This is a genomic window from Paenibacillus sp. FSL H7-0735, from assembly GCF_038008505.1.
GTDB lineage: Bacteria > Bacillota > Bacilli > Paenibacillales > Paenibacillaceae > Paenibacillus_AQ > Paenibacillus_AQ odorifer.
Genome location: NZ_JBBOZH010000001.1, coordinates 1,469,529 through 1,487,642, shown reverse-complemented (window position 1 = coordinate 1,487,642; position 18,114 = coordinate 1,469,529). Strand labels below are relative to the sequence as shown.

The window sequence follows — 18,114 nt, the reverse complement described above, 5'->3', positions numbered from 1 at the left end:
AATGACGAATAAGTATCCCACATATTATGGAAGTTTATTTTTTTCGATCTGTAATTAATAGGTGATCACTCTTATTCGCTAATCAGGTTTGATATATCTTTGGTATAAATGTTTTTCGTTACTACAATTCACATACAAAGGAGTTTCCTTTCCATGACCATAGAAACAGTTTTTTTTAATTTCATTGAAAATACAATGAAGGGAATACTTCTAAATTTAGACAAACGAAATAATTTGTTTAGTTTACTAATACGAATTAATGATGCTAGCAAAAAAAGATATACTTGGTTGCCTTCAAGTAGTATATATATACCTGGAAAACCTTTTAATAAAACAACACTTGATGCCTATAATCAATTAATATTTTTTGCCGAGGCTCTTGAAAAAAGCACTCCCTTTTACTCCAATAGAGGGGATCTCCTCTATCTTTGGGGAATTTTAAACAAACATGCGATTAATTATTTTGCTTCTTTGTTTGAGAAAGATTACGGAAGTTTATTCAAAGAACGTACGTTAGAGTACTCTATGAAAGTCTTCTTTTCGCAGACGTCTTTCAATCCATATGATGAAAAGAAATTCATTCCATATATTTATTATCTTATCTATAAAGAAAAATTTGTAGAAAAGCGACTTTTTCGTAGTGATAAAATTATCACCTCATTCGAGTCGTGTTATGACATTTTTTCTACATATGAAAATCACTATAAAATAACAGCGTATAGTAAATCACTTGCCACTCCTCGAACGGAGTACGGAGTGAAAGTAACAATAGATGATATTGATGTAATGACTGGAATTGAATTCGAAGAGTTTATAGGGATTTTATTTGAAAAGTTGGGTTATGTGGTTACAAGGACGAAGACATCTGGGGATCAAGGCGTTGATTTAATTGTTGAGAAGAATAAAGATCGTATTGGTATCCAAACAAAATGTTATACTTCAAACGTATCAAATAAAGCAGTGCAAGAAATAATAGCTGGACTTCGGTATTACGATCTTGGAAAAGGAATAGTCATTACAAATAACTATTACACAGCTCCAGCAAAAAAATTGGCCGATGTCTCTAATATTGCTTTATGGGACAGGGATATGCTGAAATTAAAATTGAATTCTGCGTAAAGGGTATTCATAATAGTGTTTATCATTACAGACTTGCTGCTACTGTTCATTCTATTGATGCGCATTTCTCACTTTTCGACCTACATCAAACTTTCCAATTTCGTCTTCGATCACCTCCACAAAACGAAGGAACCATCTAATGGAAACCGTTGATGAGGAGGTCACTTTGATAAAATAATTGCAAATGACCAAATACCAACACGAAATACATTCCCATAGTGACTTAAAGATCGACTCAGCTATCCAAAATAAAGTAAATAAAAATGCAAACATCCTAGGTTTGTATTTTGAAATTTATAATCTATTCACCATGAAATGTTTTTTATACTCATATTGAAGAGGTCATCCCCACGAATGCCTCTTCAATATGAGTTATGTTTACATTCTCATTTAAAATAATTTTAATTCTAGCCGCATCATCTCTTGCTACACCAGATCAATGGTAGATGTGGACCTTTTAGTAATATAGCCAAAATGATGTTGGGAGTTCGCTATAGAATCTGCCAGAATAGTTCCACTAGTTTCCACAACAAAATTTTCCGTACGATCTTCCTGATCTGCACTTCTAAATTCAGTACACAAGATCCAGATTTTATTTTCCAACTCTCGCCAGCGTTTTGGAGTCAACTCAGGATTTGGTGATATCATTCCGTCTGAATTACTCCTAATATCTTGAACTTCTGCTTTATAGGTAATCTGATTATTACCATGAGCAGCTTTCCCCACACAGAAAAACATTTCAACAATTTGCCCATTCTTAATTGCTGCTAACAATTGAGTTAGCCTAGCCTTTTCCATCCCATGACTAAGAGAATTTGTTGAGAACCAAACAGCATTTTTTTCGAGACAGAACTCTTCATATGTTTTTAGTGTCTCGTCCCCTAATAATTGCCCCGTACTTTCACAACCCAATTTCATAAAAAGAGCTGTTGAATACGTTAGCCTTAACGATTCCATTATTACATCTCCTCAGATTGGTCTTTTTAAATTCACTACGAGAATTACTTATGACTTGCTGAATAGCTTACTTGAACTTAAAGTTACCACGACCTATTTTCTCGATCAAAGGATTTTTATTCAGTTGGTTCCAAACCGAGTCGCCTTTACTTTTTTCATCTACACCATTTATCATATGTGTCTTCTCAATTTCAGCCTTGACCTCAGTATAATGCGCTTCTCCACCTAAATTACGAAGAGCATCCACGGCCACTATTCCAATCTCAGCCCCCTTAAGAGGAAGTGCTTTATTTTGAATTTCTTTACCTGCTAATTTCGCAAGCTCTAGCTCGAATGCTTCTATCGCATTATCAACCTGTTTCATTTGCACCATTATTAATTCATTTTTTTTCTTTAATTCTTCTTTCTCCGTTTTTTTATCTTGAAGAAATTGTTGAATGAAGTTTATTTTTTGCAATGGATCAGCCAAACAATCGCCCCCTAATATTTGTTAATTTCATGATAACACTAATAACCAAAACTTCAAGTTTTTCTTCAAGTTTTTCTTCAAGTTTTTCTTCAAGTTTTTCTTCAAAAATTATTTTTTATTAGTATATTTATCATACGATTCACCGCCATATTGCATGCGCCTGCGCTTCAGTATACGCTCTCTTCCTTCCCTCTGGATCATAATCAAGAGGAACACTTCTCTCAGGTAATTCTTTTGTGGTTATGGTCTTATTTTCGGCCATTTCATACTCATGTCCGAGAGTAACGTTTCCCTGTCCGCTCGGCACACTCTTTAGAGCACGTTCGAGCTGTATAACAGCGTCAATTTTTCAAAAAACCTTTTTTTCTTTTCGTTCCACTTGATGAAGTGAAATGACTATTATTTTATTTTCGATAAGTAGGAAGATTTTAAAAAATTGGTTGATTTAGCGGGACACTTTTTTCAATGACAACAGCGGTGACCAACACTTGGTTGCCGCTGTTGTCTATTAAAGACTTTCATAATTGTGAAGTCTGACCTACATCTTAATTGTGGAAACATTTCTTTATCCCATAAACCCAATCATTATAGCTTTAAAGCAGGATAAAATCACCTTTTTGTCGAAGATAGGCACCAGGAGGGATTCAATGAAAATCAATTTATTTGAAAACGTAGATTTATGGGAGACTATAGGACCATTAATTTTAGGGGGAATTGCGGTTGCAGCTATCGGCCTTATGTGTTTCCTCATTATTCGTAGGATTGATAATGGATCAATCCGAAATTTAGTGAGTATTTTGTCTATTATATTAATTGTTTCTGGATTCTTCGGGACTGTTTACTTTGGAAGTTCATTATGGGGGAGTCGCTGAAAAGTGGCTCTTTTTGTATTCCGAATTTAAAAGTTCCACTGATCTAATCCACCCCTATTAATGATCTTATATATAAATATAGAAGCGCACATAATAATGTACGCTGCAATATTTTTATCATACTATAGGAATAATCTAACATATAGAGGAGGAATAAATTTGTTGATCGATCTATCATTTGAACATTTTTCAGACATATGGACGGACTCTCCAGATGTAATTTTAGATACGAACTGTTTGCTTGAAATACATAGGAAGTCAACTTCAGATCAGGAAGCTATTTTGACCGTATTAAGAGGTATCAAAAAATTTGTATGGATTCCCGCTCAGGTTAATGAAGAATATGAAAAAAATTATCGCCACGTGAAAAAAACAGCGGAAGAGAAGTATAGCGAGGTTACCAAACAAATAAAGCAAGCTACTGTAAATGCCAGAAACTCTCTGGAAAAACAGTTCATCCAATATAAAGGCAATAACTACCCTAAAATCAATGAACTAGACGCTATTATTCTAGCAAAATTATCCGAAATCGACGAAGAAGCGGCTAAATATCAAAAGGTAATTCAGGCTGAAATTCAAAGGAATAAACTAATGCTAGAAAATGACAAAACAACAGAATTTTTAGAGGACATTGAAGTTTCCGAGAGAGTCGGCGCCCCTTTCACGTATCGACAAAGAATTAATATATACACTGAAGGCAATACTCGTTATCAGCATAAGATTCCACCTGGTTATGAGGATAACGGTAAACGAAAAAATGACGAAACGAGTTTGGATAAATATGGTGATTTGCTGATTTGGAAACAAATTCTTCGTCATTCGGAGTCATCAGGAAAATCCGTCATTTTTATTACTAACGACGCAAAGGAAGACTGGTGGCTTCTCGATAGCAACAAAAAGCCTGTTGAACCACGCCAAGAATTACTTGATGAGTTTAGGGAATACAGTGAAAAATCATATATTATGCTGAACTTATCAATGTTTATTCAATATGTAAATCAACTTTATGGGTATACAGATCCACGGTGGATCAAACTTCGAATGGAGCAGCAAGAATTTGTACTTCAATGCATTGAACTTGGTGGTGGCTGGGATGTAATTCTGGATAAACGAATGACTCTTACCAGTTACCTCATTCATAGTGGTGACTTACAGGATTATCTGGCTAATCCGTTATCCGATGCTGAAATTTTAGAATTCCTGGATTATGACATTGACATAGAAGCTTTCGATATAGATGAGGAAGAGTCTACAGTTACTAACGTAGGATATTTTAGTACAAAGATCATTGCTCAAATATCGGAAAGTGCCTCCTCTGATTATGATATTTATCATGATCAGGAGATTCTTATAACTGGTTGGATAAATATTAAATGTACGGTAACGTTTGAGGATCATAATTACACCATTCAAAGAGACTCAATTGATTTAAGCATCGGCGGTTTTGAGGCATTAGCAGTTTCTCGACATTATTATGAAGACGATAAAGAACCTGAAATGGAAGATGATTATCCATTTTAAAAGAGGGTCATTTTGTATATATTAAATGGTAAGGACTTTGACCGCCCTTGCTAGCAAGCTTTGCTCCTGATTGTCCTGAAGGCGGCCTAGTTTATGTAGATTATATTTCTGGTTTTCTATCCTGAACTCGAACAAATTACATTTAAACTATCACTCAGAACCAGTTGATTACACTAATTAGAAAATATTAGTTCAATAGCAATAGAGACGAGTAAGACTTGGGTTATAAAATCTTGCTCGCCTCTTCTTTTTAACCAATCAGGTCCGCTCTTCTTATTGAAGAATAACCTGTTGAACGATTTGTACATTTGGCCGCAAATAATAACTATAAAAGACCAAGACTTCAGTAATAAAGTCTTGGTCTTTGCCGTTGTTTTCTATGGATTAGTCTCACTATTTTATTGAAAAACAATCTTACGAATATTATAGGTATTTCAATGTTTGCTATTGGGGAAAATGAAGAAGAAGTAGAAGATGCTCTTGAGGACCAATTTGAAAGAAGTTTAAAGCAGAGAAAAGCGAGCAGAGAGTTTATTTCCAGCTTTTCTCTTGAATTATTAGTGCTCTTGTATGGTATTATGATTTAATTGTAAAAGTTTTAAATCCCTGATTGAGATACACGGTTTTTATATTAACTCATTTTACCTAATACGATGCTTTTTTTTCTGTAATCAAAAAACTTGAAACCGCCCTCTGTTTATATACATTAATTGTTAACAAGTCATTTAATACTGCATAAAAAACATCAAGCTCATCGATTAATTTTAACCTTTCTAAAGATTCTAAGTGTTTTTCAGCAACTTCCTCGCTTAAAAAGTCTGCCTGTAATATTGGTGCTAGTATTTCTTCAACAAGCGAATCATTATTATCGTCTTTTATTAAAAGCAAATATTTAATCATTTTAATTCACCCCATTCTTATTCATCATGAATGCTAAACTTAAGTAAAAATACTCACCCTCCGTTTTTGTCCACTGATCTAAAATCCTTTGTTTTATTTTATTAAACCACAGACCTTTCTTAGTATCTAAATCTTGTTCATTGTACATTTCAAGAATTTTTAAAGCTATTAGATCTATATTATCCATAACATCTGCTTTATATGCCAAAGAATAGTTCTTCATGTCAATAGTAATGCCACTGCAAACATTATATAAAGTCGCCCATTCAGCACTTTTATTATTATCGTTAAATCTATATTTTATAAATTTGCCCCCAAAGTCAACAATTGAATTACAATTCTGGAAATCAGGTATCCTTTTTAATTTCGGTAAAATTTCCACTAGCTCTTTACTATACGAGAAAGCTGTTTCTCCACTGTATCCCATAAGTTTGCAAATATAATGCGCCGAAGTTTCGGCCGCAACTTCTTCAATTTTCAGCCAGTTTTCATATCCTATAATGTCAGTATCATGTTTTAAATTATGTACACATGCATGATACAATTCATGAAATAATGTTTTAAATAAATATTTTTCATTTCTACAATCTGGATCTGCTAAAGATATAGAAGCAACCTGAAAGGGATTTGTAGACATTAGTTCAGTAATTCCAAATGCAGATTGAGTGTTCATGTAAACCGATATATGACCAAGTTTCAATTCATCTAGTATTTCATTAAGAATAGTAACTCTATTTTTTGTTTTGTCAATTCCCCTGACTATTTGCTTCATTTTCAGTCCAGTTGAAAAATCATCCGCTCTTGTATTAATTACCCAAAAATTCATCATACGCCTCCCAAAATGATAATTAAAACCAAAAAAATTTTACATAGTATGTTCGGTTGAGCAAGGAAGGCTCTAAAAGGTAATGCCATCTCCCTTTACTACTTGTCGAGGGGTTATAAAGACCAAGTTTAGGGTCTCCTAAACACTTTTGATCCCATCGCGCAGGTGGTTTACCTACGGAAGACAGTTGGTTCCCAAATTAAACTCCTATGTAGAGAACTGGTCGAAGCGAAATCGCTCAACTCACCAAATTATCCCATAATATTAATATAATATATATTTCCCACTCTCAGTGTCAATAAGGAGGATTTTGCTCTTTCAGAAGAAAATGATAAAGATAACTTCTATATATTCACTTACATATTTAGTAATTGAAGAGTGATGTTATCAAAACATTGAGGAGCTTGTTAAATAGATGCAAAAACAAGATCAACCTGTTAATCTCCCTTTAGAAACCTCAGAGCTGAAGTTATTTCATAATTCAATTTAAAATCCTCTTCAGCTTTCACTAACTGAAAACAAGAGAACACTTCATTTTTCTGAGCCTTAACTGATCGAACTCGAATACTAATACGATCCCTTCTTACTCTTCAAAGTAACTATAATCAAATAACGCTTCAATATAATTCTCAAATCTTTTTCAGTGTTTTTGAATTTGGCTCATGATAGTGATATACAAAATGTTTTATACTAAGTGCATTTAATCAAAATGATTGATTTCGCTATCCAACTGATACCTTAATAATGAAAGGAGATATCCACCATACCCCGTAAAAATCTTCGATGATTTTTACATCCTGCTGCATAAAATCACTATTTTTTTTAACATTAATTCTCTTTTCAAATGATAATTTCACTTTTATAATTTGATCTTGCGTATTCCCAAAAATATATTCGAATAATTGCTTACTATTTCCCCCATATTTAACTTATCATATTTTATCTAAAATATTTATATTATCTCCTTTATGCAAATTTTTGGATACGCATGTCATGAAGAAATAACTAGTGTTAATTTTATTACCTTATGAGCATGGGATTTCTAAAGTGACTGCGTATAGGGGTTATGCTAAAGCATAGTCCCTTTGTTATGTTCTACATTATCTTAATCCTAAATCAAACTTTACATATGTAAAACACGAAAAATAACCAAAAGTAAATTTTACGATTTACTTTTATCATAGAGAATGTTAGTATCCTATTAAGGAGGGATGAAGCATAAATAAGCATACGTATACTAACTACCAAAAATCGTTGAAAAAAATTCGGATTTTCGCTGAAATCGATCAACAAAACCTAGCTGATGCATTAGGTGTAAGCAGGCAGACTATTAATAATATTGAAACATTAAGAACATCACTAACACCTAATTTGTACGAAAAAAGCATAACTTTCTTCAAAGAATTAGTTTTAAATGGAAATAATACTCTTGGGCCTTTTATTGAGTTTTTATCCCAACTTGAAAAGCACCAAAGAAGTGGGAGTGAGTTTACTATGCACTATAAAGTGGACATGCTTATTCGAGAAGTTCAAAGAATGAAAGATTCAGAGTTCACCCTAAAGGCCTCCGAATTTATTCAAACTAAAAGAAAGAAAATCAAGAAGAAGCATTATAGATACTCCTATAGTCTCTGGAGTCAATTAATTAAAACCTCATCTGTAATTTCTTCAAATTTAGACGACTTACTTTCGGTGAGTCGCTATTACCTCAAACCTTTAATTGAAGATTACATTAATTTCTCTAACCTACAATATTATGGCGAAGATTATACAAGAGCTATGCAAATTCACTTCCTTACTGAAGATATTCGATCCTACCATCGTCGAAACCAATCTAAATACGAATTTGAAACCACCGAGTTTGGCATCTCTAATGAGAATGATTTATACTCCATGGAAATAACAAGAAATAAACACTATATAAACATTGATGAATCAAGCATTAAAGACGCACTGAATCATCCAGAGAATAGCCAGGGTTATTTTTTACCTATGAATAATAGAATTCGATTATATACTCATCACACGCTTAATGATAATTATGAAAATAAAGGGCATACGGATTACATAAAAGAATTTTATGCTCTAGCAAACAACTACGGACATCTCAATCTACGTTTTTTCAAAAAATCAACCCAGGATGCTGCAAAGTTTAAAGCAAACTTATTGGAATTTATTGAAGATATTTTAACCGAGACAACCGAGATTATACTGAAGCAATTTGGTCAATGGGCATTAATGATAGAATTCGAAACATTCACAAAATCATTAGAAAATAATGAATTTGCATTTCTATTAAACAATGTTGACGATATTCAAAATGAAGAAGATGATGAGTTGGAGGATGGATCTAGTTCAGATTTAGATATTTATCGCATTATTATTAAGCCTGATTACAGAACGCCTGAACAAACAGGAACTTCTGGTTTCCAAATACTCTCCGTTCATGGATATGATGATAATGAAAATTGTTTCGATCTAACTAACAAGGTTGACCAAAGAAACATATATCAATCTGTAACAGAGATCCTTAGGGATCTGCAACTTGATCCTGATACAGAGTATGAGTTTGAATAACTGAAAGTAAAATTCTTAATGTTAAACTTAGCTCCCTTCAATTGAATCTAAACGCCCCTTTCAATAGATTTAAGTTAGCGGATTCTTGCACACCGTTTTTCATAGCTTCACATCAACTATTTATTATTTGGAGGTTATAACCATGGTAAAAAAAGAACGAACCGCTGCGGAACTGTTAGATTATTTTAACGATGACCAGTTTAACATGCTTGTCGGACAGTACTCCCTCTCCCAACAAGATGAAGAATTTAAAAAAGATTTTAATCAAAATCCAAAAGAGTTCCTTTCTAATGCAACAGATATGACAGGGATTAATGAAACAGAAGAAGCGGATTTTCTCACCAAATTCAATGCCCTCTCTGACCAAGAAATTTTAATATTGTTACCTCTCCTTAAAGAAACTTCTGATAATACTGACTTTTATCCTGAAGGATATTATGATGATTACGATGACGATGACGATGACGACGACGACGATGACGATGACGATGACGACGACGACGACGATGACGATGACGATGACGATGACGACGACGATGACGACGATGATGACGACGACCTTATAGGCAGCTCAATGTTTCCTAATGTGGAAAATGAAGACGAATTAGAGGATGCTCTTGAGGATCAGCTTGAAAGAGGATTGAAATAGAGAAAAGCGAGCAGAGGAATTATTTTCTGCTCGCTTTTCTCTTGAATAATTAGTTCCATGAATAATTTTATCAATTGATTTGATTATCTAAGTATATTTTTTATTCCCAGATTAAAACCACCGTTCTTCTTTTACATCTCATTACAAAATCCTAAATCCAATTTAATGCTATAAAAGAGGGAAACACATCTCAGCATATTCATCCCCCTCTATAGTGTTCTTCCCGAGCTATTCGCACCCCCATTGGGAATTCAATAGACCGCCTTTAACTCTGAGTTTGATTTTTTTTTGGACATTCCGAGATTTATTATTGACGAACGATAGTTACAGGGTAAAATACGATGAATTAAAGAAGGACTTCGATGGAACAGAAATGGCTGATTATCGTTTAGGAAAAAATGCATTTTTCGAATAGTTTATTCTTAACAACTGATTTCAAATCATTAAGCTAACGAGGAAGATTATGATAAAGCAGTTGTCCCGATTGTCTACGTGTATTCCATTGAAATTTGGATAAAGGACTTAATAAACCGTTTCAGATAACGAGCCTATACTCAGGTTAGTGAAACTGACTAAACAACTATAATTCGTGCTAAATCTACACATCCAGTTTAATATAGAATTAGAAAAAAGGACGAAGGTGACAGCTATGGGTGAAAAGAATCTCAAAGGTTATTTGTACGATGATAAAAAAGATCTGCTAGGTATAGGGGGAAGCGGTTATGTATACCGCGCAACAAGGCAAGATGGGGAGCAATTTGCTATAAAAATCGCGAAACAAAAAATGCCAAAAAAGATTGAGACTAGTAGCGAAAAGACAACCGAGCGACGGTTAAAACGGTTTGAGATTGAAGCACGCAAAGGCCGACAACTCTTTCAAGAAGGGATGCAAGGCATCATTCCCATTATTGATTTTGAATGTGATCCAGATCAAAAATACTTTCTCGTCATGCCACTAGCCGTGCCTTTATCCGAAAAAATAAAAAAGAAACTTGATATTTATAAACTTACTTCCATTGTACGAGAACTCGCTCAAGTGCTCGTATTATTGCATGCCCGTGAGCACAGCCATCGAGACATCAAACCTGAAAATATCTTATTCTATAATGGCTATTATTGTTTAAGTGATTTGGGTTTACTTGCATATCCCGAAAAGGAGCATTTCACTCCCGATGAAGAGCTCATTGGTAATCGAAAGACGGTGGCTCCAGAACTAAGAATAAATGCCAACTTTCAGAGTGATCATCGACCTGCGGATGTGTACTCATTTGCCAAAACAACTTGGATGATTTTAACAAATGAAGAGTTCGCCTTCGACGGCCAATTCAATCCATTCGAAAACCATAAGCTTCAATTAATTTACAACAAACAGCATTTTGTTGAGCTCTATGACCTCTTATCAGACGCAACTTTTGAAGATCCTGCAAAACGACCAACGATAAAATCTTTTTTAGAGCGATTTAATGTATGGGAGCAAACTGCTAGAGACGAGCAAAAGGCATCTAATAGTTCTTGGCAATACATCGAGCGAACTCTTCTTAAGCAAAAGTCGCCGAGTACATTAATATGGAGAGATGCTGTACATGTGGTAGAGATATTAAAACAACTTACTCATTTGAATTTTAATCATACATTTCTATACGATCGTGGAGGAAGGGACTCAGTTAGTATCGAACACGCAACCTGGCTAAAAGAACCAAATATGATTGCACTCTCATTCGGGGGTGATTCCATGCATGTGTTTAAGTTAAAGCGATTGGTATGGGAATTGCCCAATGACGATCCGCGTTTTAGTTATTTTCGGTTGGAGTTCGGTATGCTTGACCCTAAATTCCCCCAAGCTATTAAAACGCTTCAGGAATTAGGTATTAACGAACCACCATCTGAATTTCTTCGCGTTTCTCCTAGAGGATTATATCGTCCTGATGAGCCGAAATTTAAACACTTAATGTATGTAACTAGATGGTATGATGGAGTATTTCTCATGGTATATAAGGATTCTGTTTATAATCACATCCAAAGAACCTATGATGGCAGACACGGTGAATTAACTACTGATGAGTTCCGAACGTACATGGAGTGCCTACAATCGTTGTACATTCATCCGATTCTAGGAGAGTATTTTTTTAGTTTAGCAGCTTTAAATCCTAAAATTGACAACAATCTAACACAAATTCAGGAACTTCTCGCCATGACGGACAAAGATATTCATAGTGTTTTAGATCCAGTAACCTCATGATTAACCTTGTAACGATAGGCGAAAAGGACATCAGAACCCATATTACAGTTTATTGTTCAACTAAGAGGAGGCAACAACCAAACTCAGAAGAAGTTAGCCGACATAGATTGCTGACTTATTTGCGCATTGGGAAGGATAGTTGAATCGTTCCTCGAATATTTTATCAATTGGAAAAATTATTTATTTTTTCAATATAACATTATCTAATGCGATAATCTTGATATGTGAGGGTGATTCGTTTGAACCAAGGGGTTGTTGTGTTATTGAACGGAGCTTCAAGCTCAGGAAAGACTAGTATTTCTGTCGAACTAAAAAATCAGAAAGTGATGCCGTTTCATCATCTATCCAGAGAAGATTTTTTTGGTAACTACAATGATTTTATTAAAAATACATTTCCAAATATTAAACCTACAAGGGAAGTGGATGATCAAGTTGCCTCAGAAATCCTTTTTGATCCCATCATCTCAGTGTACTATGCGACCATTAAATTGTTTTCGGAAATGGGGCTGAATGTCATCGTCGATACCGTAATTGATGATGACAATCGCTTTAATGAATATCATGATCTGCTGATTGATCTTCCTACATTGTTTGTAGGTGTATTGTGTTCAAGAGACGGACTCATAAGAAGAGAACATATTAGAGGAGATCGAGCACTTGGATTAGCACTTTACCAGTACGACAAAGTATATTCCTTTGCTGAATATGACCTAGAAGTCAATACAGAAAAGTTGAGTCCAGCAGAATGTGCCGATAAAATATTAAGGTTTATTAATCACGATCTGTCACACTCGGTATTTAAAAAATTAAGTAAAAGAGAGATTCGTGATTCATAGAAGAAAAATTCATCAGTTAACACTAAATTCAAGCATTGGGGCTACTCCCCCTCTGGCTGCCCGACGGATTTAGGAATTAAGCTAAAAGGAAACGCTAGTTGAACGACAACAGCGGCAGTCTAGGACTTATTATCAAGTCTTAGACTGCCGCTTCTTTTATTTATGAATCAGTTAAAATTTGTTTTTAAAACTGATAACTCTTCAATGCAAAAACCCGTTTAATCAATAACTCCAGTCTAATACTCTATTTTCAGCGAACACCAAATTTAAAGCCATGCTCAGGGAATAAATACAAAGATAGCATTTCAATATCTCGTTTTTCTTCCAACATAGTTTCAACTATCGGGGGTTCCCCTCTAACAAGGTTACTTTAGGGATTTTCTCAGCATTCCATATCCTATACTCGAATTCCCAGTCGTTCTTACTTAGGAAATTTAAGTAAATAACTATTAAAAAACCTTCATCATTAAGTATTAAACTGTTATGAATTTCCCATGTTTTTGTTTTATTTTCCTTAGTCTTTAAGTTGCACATATTTATTAATCCCATCGCAATATACTATCATATCCAAATGAATCACCTGATTTATCAAAAGCGAAAGGATATTAAAGATAACTCGACCTACTGGAACTTTATTTCCCGAATCTAACACTTATTTTTCGGATTTTCTTTTGACAACACAGACTGAGAAAGTAAGCATTAAGACTGATACTGCTTCATTAAGCTATACCAGGTTAGCGTGGTGAAAATGCTGCACCAGCGGTGCAGCATCTGATTTCAGTCACTCCCTTGCTGTAGCACGTTTTGTGGGTAATCTGGAATTTCGCTCAATAGCTTCTCATATTCTCCGTTATCACCATAGAGTAATGCTTTTTTTAAAGCATTTGCTAGTTTTTCTCCATAATATGATGTTGTGAGCTGAAGCAGCCGTCCATATGGCTGGGGATGAGTGGGGCTTTCTACCGCCCCTCTTAGATGCTGCATATCCTGAAACAGATCCTTGAGAGCTAACAACATAAATTTTTCATTAAGCCAGATCCGCTTTTTGGTAAGAACATCTTTTGTAATGCGATATGCAAGATGGTCAGCATGATATTCTACCTCATGTGATTGTTCTCTATGATCCAGTAAAATGTGAGCGAGTTCATGCGATACAATAAACAGCTCCTTAACATAGAGCATATCCCCCCGCAGAAAATCTGCCTCCTTAGCTAGGAGAATGAGTGGACCGAATGGAACCCCGTGTGTTCTATAATTGCCAATCAGTTCGTTGTAAAATGTTTTGATATCATCCAACGTGACCGTTTTTGGTTCTTTTCTGTCGCAGAATTCAATATATTCAAGTTCATTGGATGCTATTTTATATTTTGTGCACTGATTTATAAAGGTAATCATGCCATAGTTGATAAGAATGACATCATATTTAGTTCTCTCCACTCGCGCTCTGTGCTCACCGCTATTGACAAGTCCGATTGCTACTCTCTTTTTTAATTCTGACACCTCTTCTTCAGTAAACAAGGAGAGGATATCTTCCCATAACTGAAATATAATAACCTCTTCTGCATTTCCAACGTTCATAACTTCAAAGTAATTATAACCTGCTTCCTCAGCCCTCTTTATTAAGACTTCCTCGTATTCTGGATGCTTTTGAAATAGATCATACGCCTGATTATTATGCTTTTTAAATGTCTGCACTAGTTCATCAGCAGATTGAAAATTGATATCCCAAGTCATCACGGTATCCCCCTCTTTTTTAACAGGATACCATATAATTACACAACCGAAATCTCATATTGTAAAAAAAGATCATTTGCGTAGCGTTTGTTAGTGCTAATCGTTTTCTTCCTACAGTTGATCGATGAAAATAAAGAAATAGATAGAAAAACTTTTAGACCTTGGAAATATAGTTATAAGCTATCGGTGGTGTTAAGCTATCAAAGAACATTAGTTCAATGGCAACAGCGGCGACAAAAGCTTGGCTAATTAAGCCTTGCTCGCCGCTTTTTCTTTCTTATTGAAGAATATCCTCCCGAAAAATTTGTACGTTCGTACGCAAATAATAACTATCGTGACTTCGAATTACCGATGAGTTGTAACTGCTTATCATTAAATTTTTCTCACATAGATGATTCCCCATCCATATGTCTACACGGTGCCAATTCGACATCCGTTGTGATGATTCGTTTCTTCGTACTGTGCAATAGAATATTTTTTCTTCTTAAAGAGATACTAATCAAAAAATGTTTATTTCACAGGAGGCAACAATGCTGAAAAAACTAATAATTCTCTTTGTTTTTTGCTTTATAGCCGTTGGAATTTCTCCATATGCTGCCGTAGCATCAAATGATCTCTACAAAACACCTACATCAAAACAATCTGATCAGTGGAAAGTTGAAATCAAAAAAGTTGAGAAATATACCTCCAAGATGTCAAAACCTCGTGAAAATGAAAGTGAAATGTACAACATTATTATCACCAATATCGGAGCTGGATTAGAAAATGTCGTATTTAACTCCTATAGAGATGAACCAAATACCCAAACAAAGTATGGATTAAGCATTTCAGACGATCATCATAAGAATTTTAAACATGGTGAGTTAGTCGACTTTTCTAACTTCCCTATTTCAGTTGATTCAAAGGAACTTCAAATCGAAATTAGCTGGTACGGAAAACCTTCAAACAACGAAACCCATCATAGAAAGTACAAAGAAACCTTTACTTTCACACCAGAAAAATAATAGAAACTTGTTGGGCACTTCGGTGCCCTATTAGTTCACAGTTTGCATCTACCACACATCATAAATCCCCTTAAATTACAGGCTAAAATATGCAATCAGATTCCTTACCAAGGAAACATTGATCAATGGAAACAGCGGGGACCAAGATTTATTAAGTTTTGGTCCTCGCTTCTCTTACTGAAGAACATCCTTCCGAACAATTTGTACGTTCAAACGCAAATAATAACTGTCATTACTTTGAATCGATGATGGGCTGAAGCTGGTTATCATTCGGTTTTTCTAACACAGATAACCTCCCATCCATATGTCTACAGGGGCACCAATTCGGCATCGGTTGTGATGACCCGTTTAGTCATTTCATACACTCTATTTCTATCGAGCCTCTGTACTCGTGTAAGCCCTCATTATTACCATCCCAATAAGCTTTTCTTTATGTATGAACAAACAGACGCCTACAGAGCAAACAAGTAGGCGTACCGTTAAGTCCCAAGTCTTTACTGGTATGGCCTTTCTGATACTAAAATCAATAACCAAGCTAATTAACGCTTGAAAAAAGAAAGCAAAAAGAATATACTAAGAAAGTAAAAAGAAAATGTAAAGAATGTTAATGGTAAGTACAAAGAACTAAAAAGAAAGTGAAGTGATTAAATGATCATTATTAAAGTGAATGAAGTACCAAATTCAAAAGAATCCTTGAAGGCGCGTGTTCGCAGAGCCTGGAGAATGAATATTGATCGCTTGTACAATCAAGAAGAACTTGCTGCTGTGTATCGAGGTGAAATTCTTGAAGTTTACAGGGTTATTAGTTACAAAAAAGATGAGATGGAACCTGATCGAGTTGCTTTTGAATTAGAGGAAATCTCAAGCCCGCTAAAGGGGAAAAAAATAATCTATAAAACAGCTAATCCAGCAACAGTCTTGGATGTAACCGATTTAGTATTTGTATAAATGAAAAGTAAACATTAAAGAGGAGACGCGAAAATGATGAGAGACGGACTTTCTTACTCGGACACGGAAAAGGCGATTTTGGATTGGGTGGCCTCCAAAGTGGAAAACGTACAAGAGATGGAAATAATTGCACCACTGCTTGCAAACCAGATGCAACGCTCATCTGTCGGGGCTATTCAGAAACAAATTGAGGATAGAAAACGAGAAGCTGGTCATAAAGAGTTCTTTTGGTCTAGAAAATAATTATAATGAATTTTAGATACAGGCAGTGCTTGTAGCCGCCCCTCTAAGCTCAGAGAGATCTGAGCTTTTTCTTTTATGTTATGGGTATTTATCTTCTCATTAAGTAGGTTGCATGGGATTGCAAGATGTCCTTTGCCTATCCTTTTTCATGAATTAGGTCCTCTTACCTTATTGAAGAATATCCTTACGAACAATTTGTACATTCGGACGCAAATAATAACTATTGTTACTCTGAATTGCTAATGAGCTGTAGCTACTTATCCTTTGATTTTTCTCACACAGATGATTCCCCATCCATATGTCTACAGGTGCACCCATTTTTATTGCGCTTTTTAGCTCAGCATCTGTTGTGATAATTCGTTTGCTTGAACTGTTCAACAAATAATAAACCATTGACAAAACGCCGAAATTATTATAGGTTATTTATAAACTAATTAGTAACTGCTAAGTAGGTTACTATGTAAGGATGAGGTGATGATAATGAATATTTTTATGCTTCGCTCTAAACCACATAATATCGAGCGACTCCCACTTTTCTTAGAAAAAAACTTAGTAGCAATTGGTTGGCATGCCACTGGTGATTTGACAGGAAAAACAATGGATCAAGTTAAAGAAATCTTACACGATGAATATGGATACGAAGGGCAATCCCTAAGAACGAATCTCGGTACCGTTAAGACGTTTCTGAACACTAAGGAAGGCGATCTCATCTTAATCCGCGAAAAAGACAACAATGACTATGTTCATATTGGCAAAATCAATGGTTCATACGAATGGAAACCAGAATACCTAGATCTGTTTATGCCACATACAAAAAGTATATCTTGGTTAGTAGCTGTATCTTATGACTCTCTAAACGCTTCAATTCAAACGATGTTAAAGAATCCAAGAACTACATGTAAATATCCAGGAAGCTATGAGGAGTCTGAACTAGATCAAATTATTAATGTCTCCACAAAAAATAGTGAAAATAAAATTAATTCAAATCAGCAGCAAGTTATAGATGATATGTTAGAAATTCTGCGTAACTTAGCAAATAATGCAGAAAATGAGCAGGTTCGATTAGATGCTGCAAAAGAATTGCTTAACCATTTAAGAAAATAGTTAAATTGAGCATCTCCCTAGATAGAGATGCTCATTTTTCAAATCTATATTTCATATTTATTTCGCAATTATCGGATTCGTAACTCTTTGTTACTTCGCTATATGCTTCTATCACA

At 34.8% G+C, this 18,114-nt stretch carries 17 protein-coding genes; 12 read left to right on the top strand and 5 right to left on the bottom strand.

Going from position 1 to position 18,114, the window contains the following annotated elements; all coding sequences use genetic code 11:
* Positions 1-153: 153 nt before the first annotated feature.
* Complete coding sequence (locus tag NSS82_RS06865; protein ID WP_218641932.1) at positions 154-1,119, top strand: restriction endonuclease; 966 nt, start codon at positions 154-156, stop codon at positions 1,117-1,119.
* Positions 1,120-1,545: 426 nt separating this feature from the next.
* Here NSS82_RS06865 and NSS82_RS06860 read toward each other — a convergent pair whose 3' ends face one another.
* Together NSS82_RS06860 and NSS82_RS06855 are read right to left on the bottom strand one after the other, a co-directional pair.
* On the bottom strand, positions 1,546-2,076 hold the full coding sequence (locus NSS82_RS06860) for a hypothetical protein (protein WP_076272088.1): 531 nt from the start codon (positions 2,074-2,076) through the stop codon (positions 1,546-1,548).
* Positions 2,077-2,143: 67 nt separating this feature from the next.
* Positions 2,144-2,545: a hypothetical protein gene (locus NSS82_RS06855; RefSeq protein WP_076272089.1), complete on the bottom strand. Its 402-nt coding sequence runs from the start codon at positions 2,543-2,545 to the stop codon at positions 2,144-2,146.
* A gap of 647 nt (positions 2,546-3,192) precedes the next feature.
* Here NSS82_RS06855 and NSS82_RS06850 point away from each other — a divergent pair.
* From NSS82_RS06850 to NSS82_RS06840, 3 genes are all read left to right on the top strand, one after another.
* Complete coding sequence (locus NSS82_RS06850) at positions 3,193-3,417, top strand: hypothetical protein (protein WP_076272090.1); 225 nt, start codon at positions 3,193-3,195, stop codon at positions 3,415-3,417.
* 159 nt (positions 3,418-3,576) lie between these two features.
* Positions 3,577-4,938 (top strand): PIN-like domain-containing protein, encoded by a 1,362-nt coding sequence (locus NSS82_RS06845; protein WP_076272091.1) that lies wholly within the window; start codon positions 3,577-3,579, stop codon positions 4,936-4,938.
* Between the two features lie 401 nt (positions 4,939-5,339).
* Complete coding sequence (locus tag NSS82_RS06840) at positions 5,340-5,525, top strand: hypothetical protein (protein WP_178944166.1); 186 nt, start codon at positions 5,340-5,342, stop codon at positions 5,523-5,525.
* Positions 5,526-5,583: 58 nt separating this feature from the next.
* Here the strand turns inward: NSS82_RS06840 and NSS82_RS06835 are convergent, their stop codons facing one another.
* Complete coding sequence (locus NSS82_RS06835) at positions 5,584-5,838, bottom strand: hypothetical protein (protein ID WP_076272092.1); 255 nt, start codon at positions 5,836-5,838, stop codon at positions 5,584-5,586.
* A gap of 1 nt (position 5,839) precedes the next feature.
* Positions 5,840-6,667 carry a hypothetical protein gene (locus tag NSS82_RS06830; protein ID WP_340960590.1) on the bottom strand — a complete coding sequence of 276 codons (828 nt, stop codon included), beginning with the start codon at positions 6,665-6,667 and terminating at the stop codon, positions 5,840-5,842.
* A gap of 1,251 nt (positions 6,668-7,918) precedes the next feature.
* Between NSS82_RS06830 and NSS82_RS06825 the strand changes: the two genes are divergently transcribed.
* The 4 genes from NSS82_RS06825 to NSS82_RS06810 all read left to right on the top strand — a co-directional run bounded on the left by NSS82_RS06825 (position 7,919) and on the right by NSS82_RS06810 (position 12,965).
* Entirely contained in the window at positions 7,919-9,241 is a 1,323-nt protein-coding gene (locus NSS82_RS06825) for a helix-turn-helix transcriptional regulator (protein ID WP_143761224.1), read from the top strand.
* Between the two features lie 142 nt (positions 9,242-9,383).
* Positions 9,384-9,890 (top strand): hypothetical protein, encoded by a 507-nt coding sequence (locus NSS82_RS06820; RefSeq protein ID WP_340960593.1) that lies wholly within the window; start codon positions 9,384-9,386, stop codon positions 9,888-9,890.
* Positions 9,891-10,539: 649 nt separating this feature from the next.
* Positions 10,540-12,129, top strand: a complete 1,590-nt coding sequence (locus tag NSS82_RS06815) for a protein kinase domain-containing protein (RefSeq protein ID WP_076272096.1) — start codon at positions 10,540-10,542, stop codon at positions 12,127-12,129.
* A gap of 239 nt (positions 12,130-12,368) precedes the next feature.
* Positions 12,369-12,965: a chloramphenicol phosphotransferase CPT family protein gene (locus NSS82_RS06810; protein ID WP_076272097.1), complete on the top strand. Its 597-nt coding sequence runs from the start codon at positions 12,369-12,371 to the stop codon at positions 12,963-12,965.
* A 777-nt stretch (positions 12,966-13,742) separates the two neighbouring features.
* Here the strand turns inward: NSS82_RS06810 and NSS82_RS06805 are convergent.
* Positions 13,743-14,699 carry a hypothetical protein gene (locus tag NSS82_RS06805; protein WP_076272099.1) on the bottom strand — a complete coding sequence of 319 codons (957 nt, stop codon included), beginning with the start codon at positions 14,697-14,699 and terminating at the stop codon, positions 13,743-13,745.
* Positions 14,700-15,229: 530 nt separating this feature from the next.
* Between NSS82_RS06805 and NSS82_RS06800 the strand changes: the two genes are divergently transcribed.
* The 4 genes from NSS82_RS06800 to NSS82_RS06785 all read left to right on the top strand — a co-directional run bounded on the left by NSS82_RS06800 (position 15,230) and on the right by NSS82_RS06785 (position 17,998).
* On the top strand, positions 15,230-15,703 hold the full coding sequence (locus NSS82_RS06800) for a hypothetical protein (RefSeq protein WP_036681919.1): 474 nt from the start codon (positions 15,230-15,232) through the stop codon (positions 15,701-15,703).
* 648 nt (positions 15,704-16,351) lie between these two features.
* A complete protein-coding gene (locus NSS82_RS06795) occupies positions 16,352-16,651 on the top strand; it encodes a hypothetical protein (RefSeq protein WP_076272100.1) in 300 nt (99 codons plus the stop codon).
* 33 nt (positions 16,652-16,684) lie between these two features.
* Positions 16,685-16,894: a hypothetical protein gene (locus tag NSS82_RS06790; RefSeq protein WP_076272101.1), complete on the top strand. Its 210-nt coding sequence runs from the start codon at positions 16,685-16,687 to the stop codon at positions 16,892-16,894.
* A 480-nt stretch (positions 16,895-17,374) separates the two neighbouring features.
* Positions 17,375-17,998 (top strand): hypothetical protein, encoded by a 624-nt coding sequence (locus NSS82_RS06785; RefSeq protein ID WP_076272102.1) that lies wholly within the window; start codon positions 17,375-17,377, stop codon positions 17,996-17,998.
* Positions 17,999-18,114: the final 116 nt, after the last annotated feature.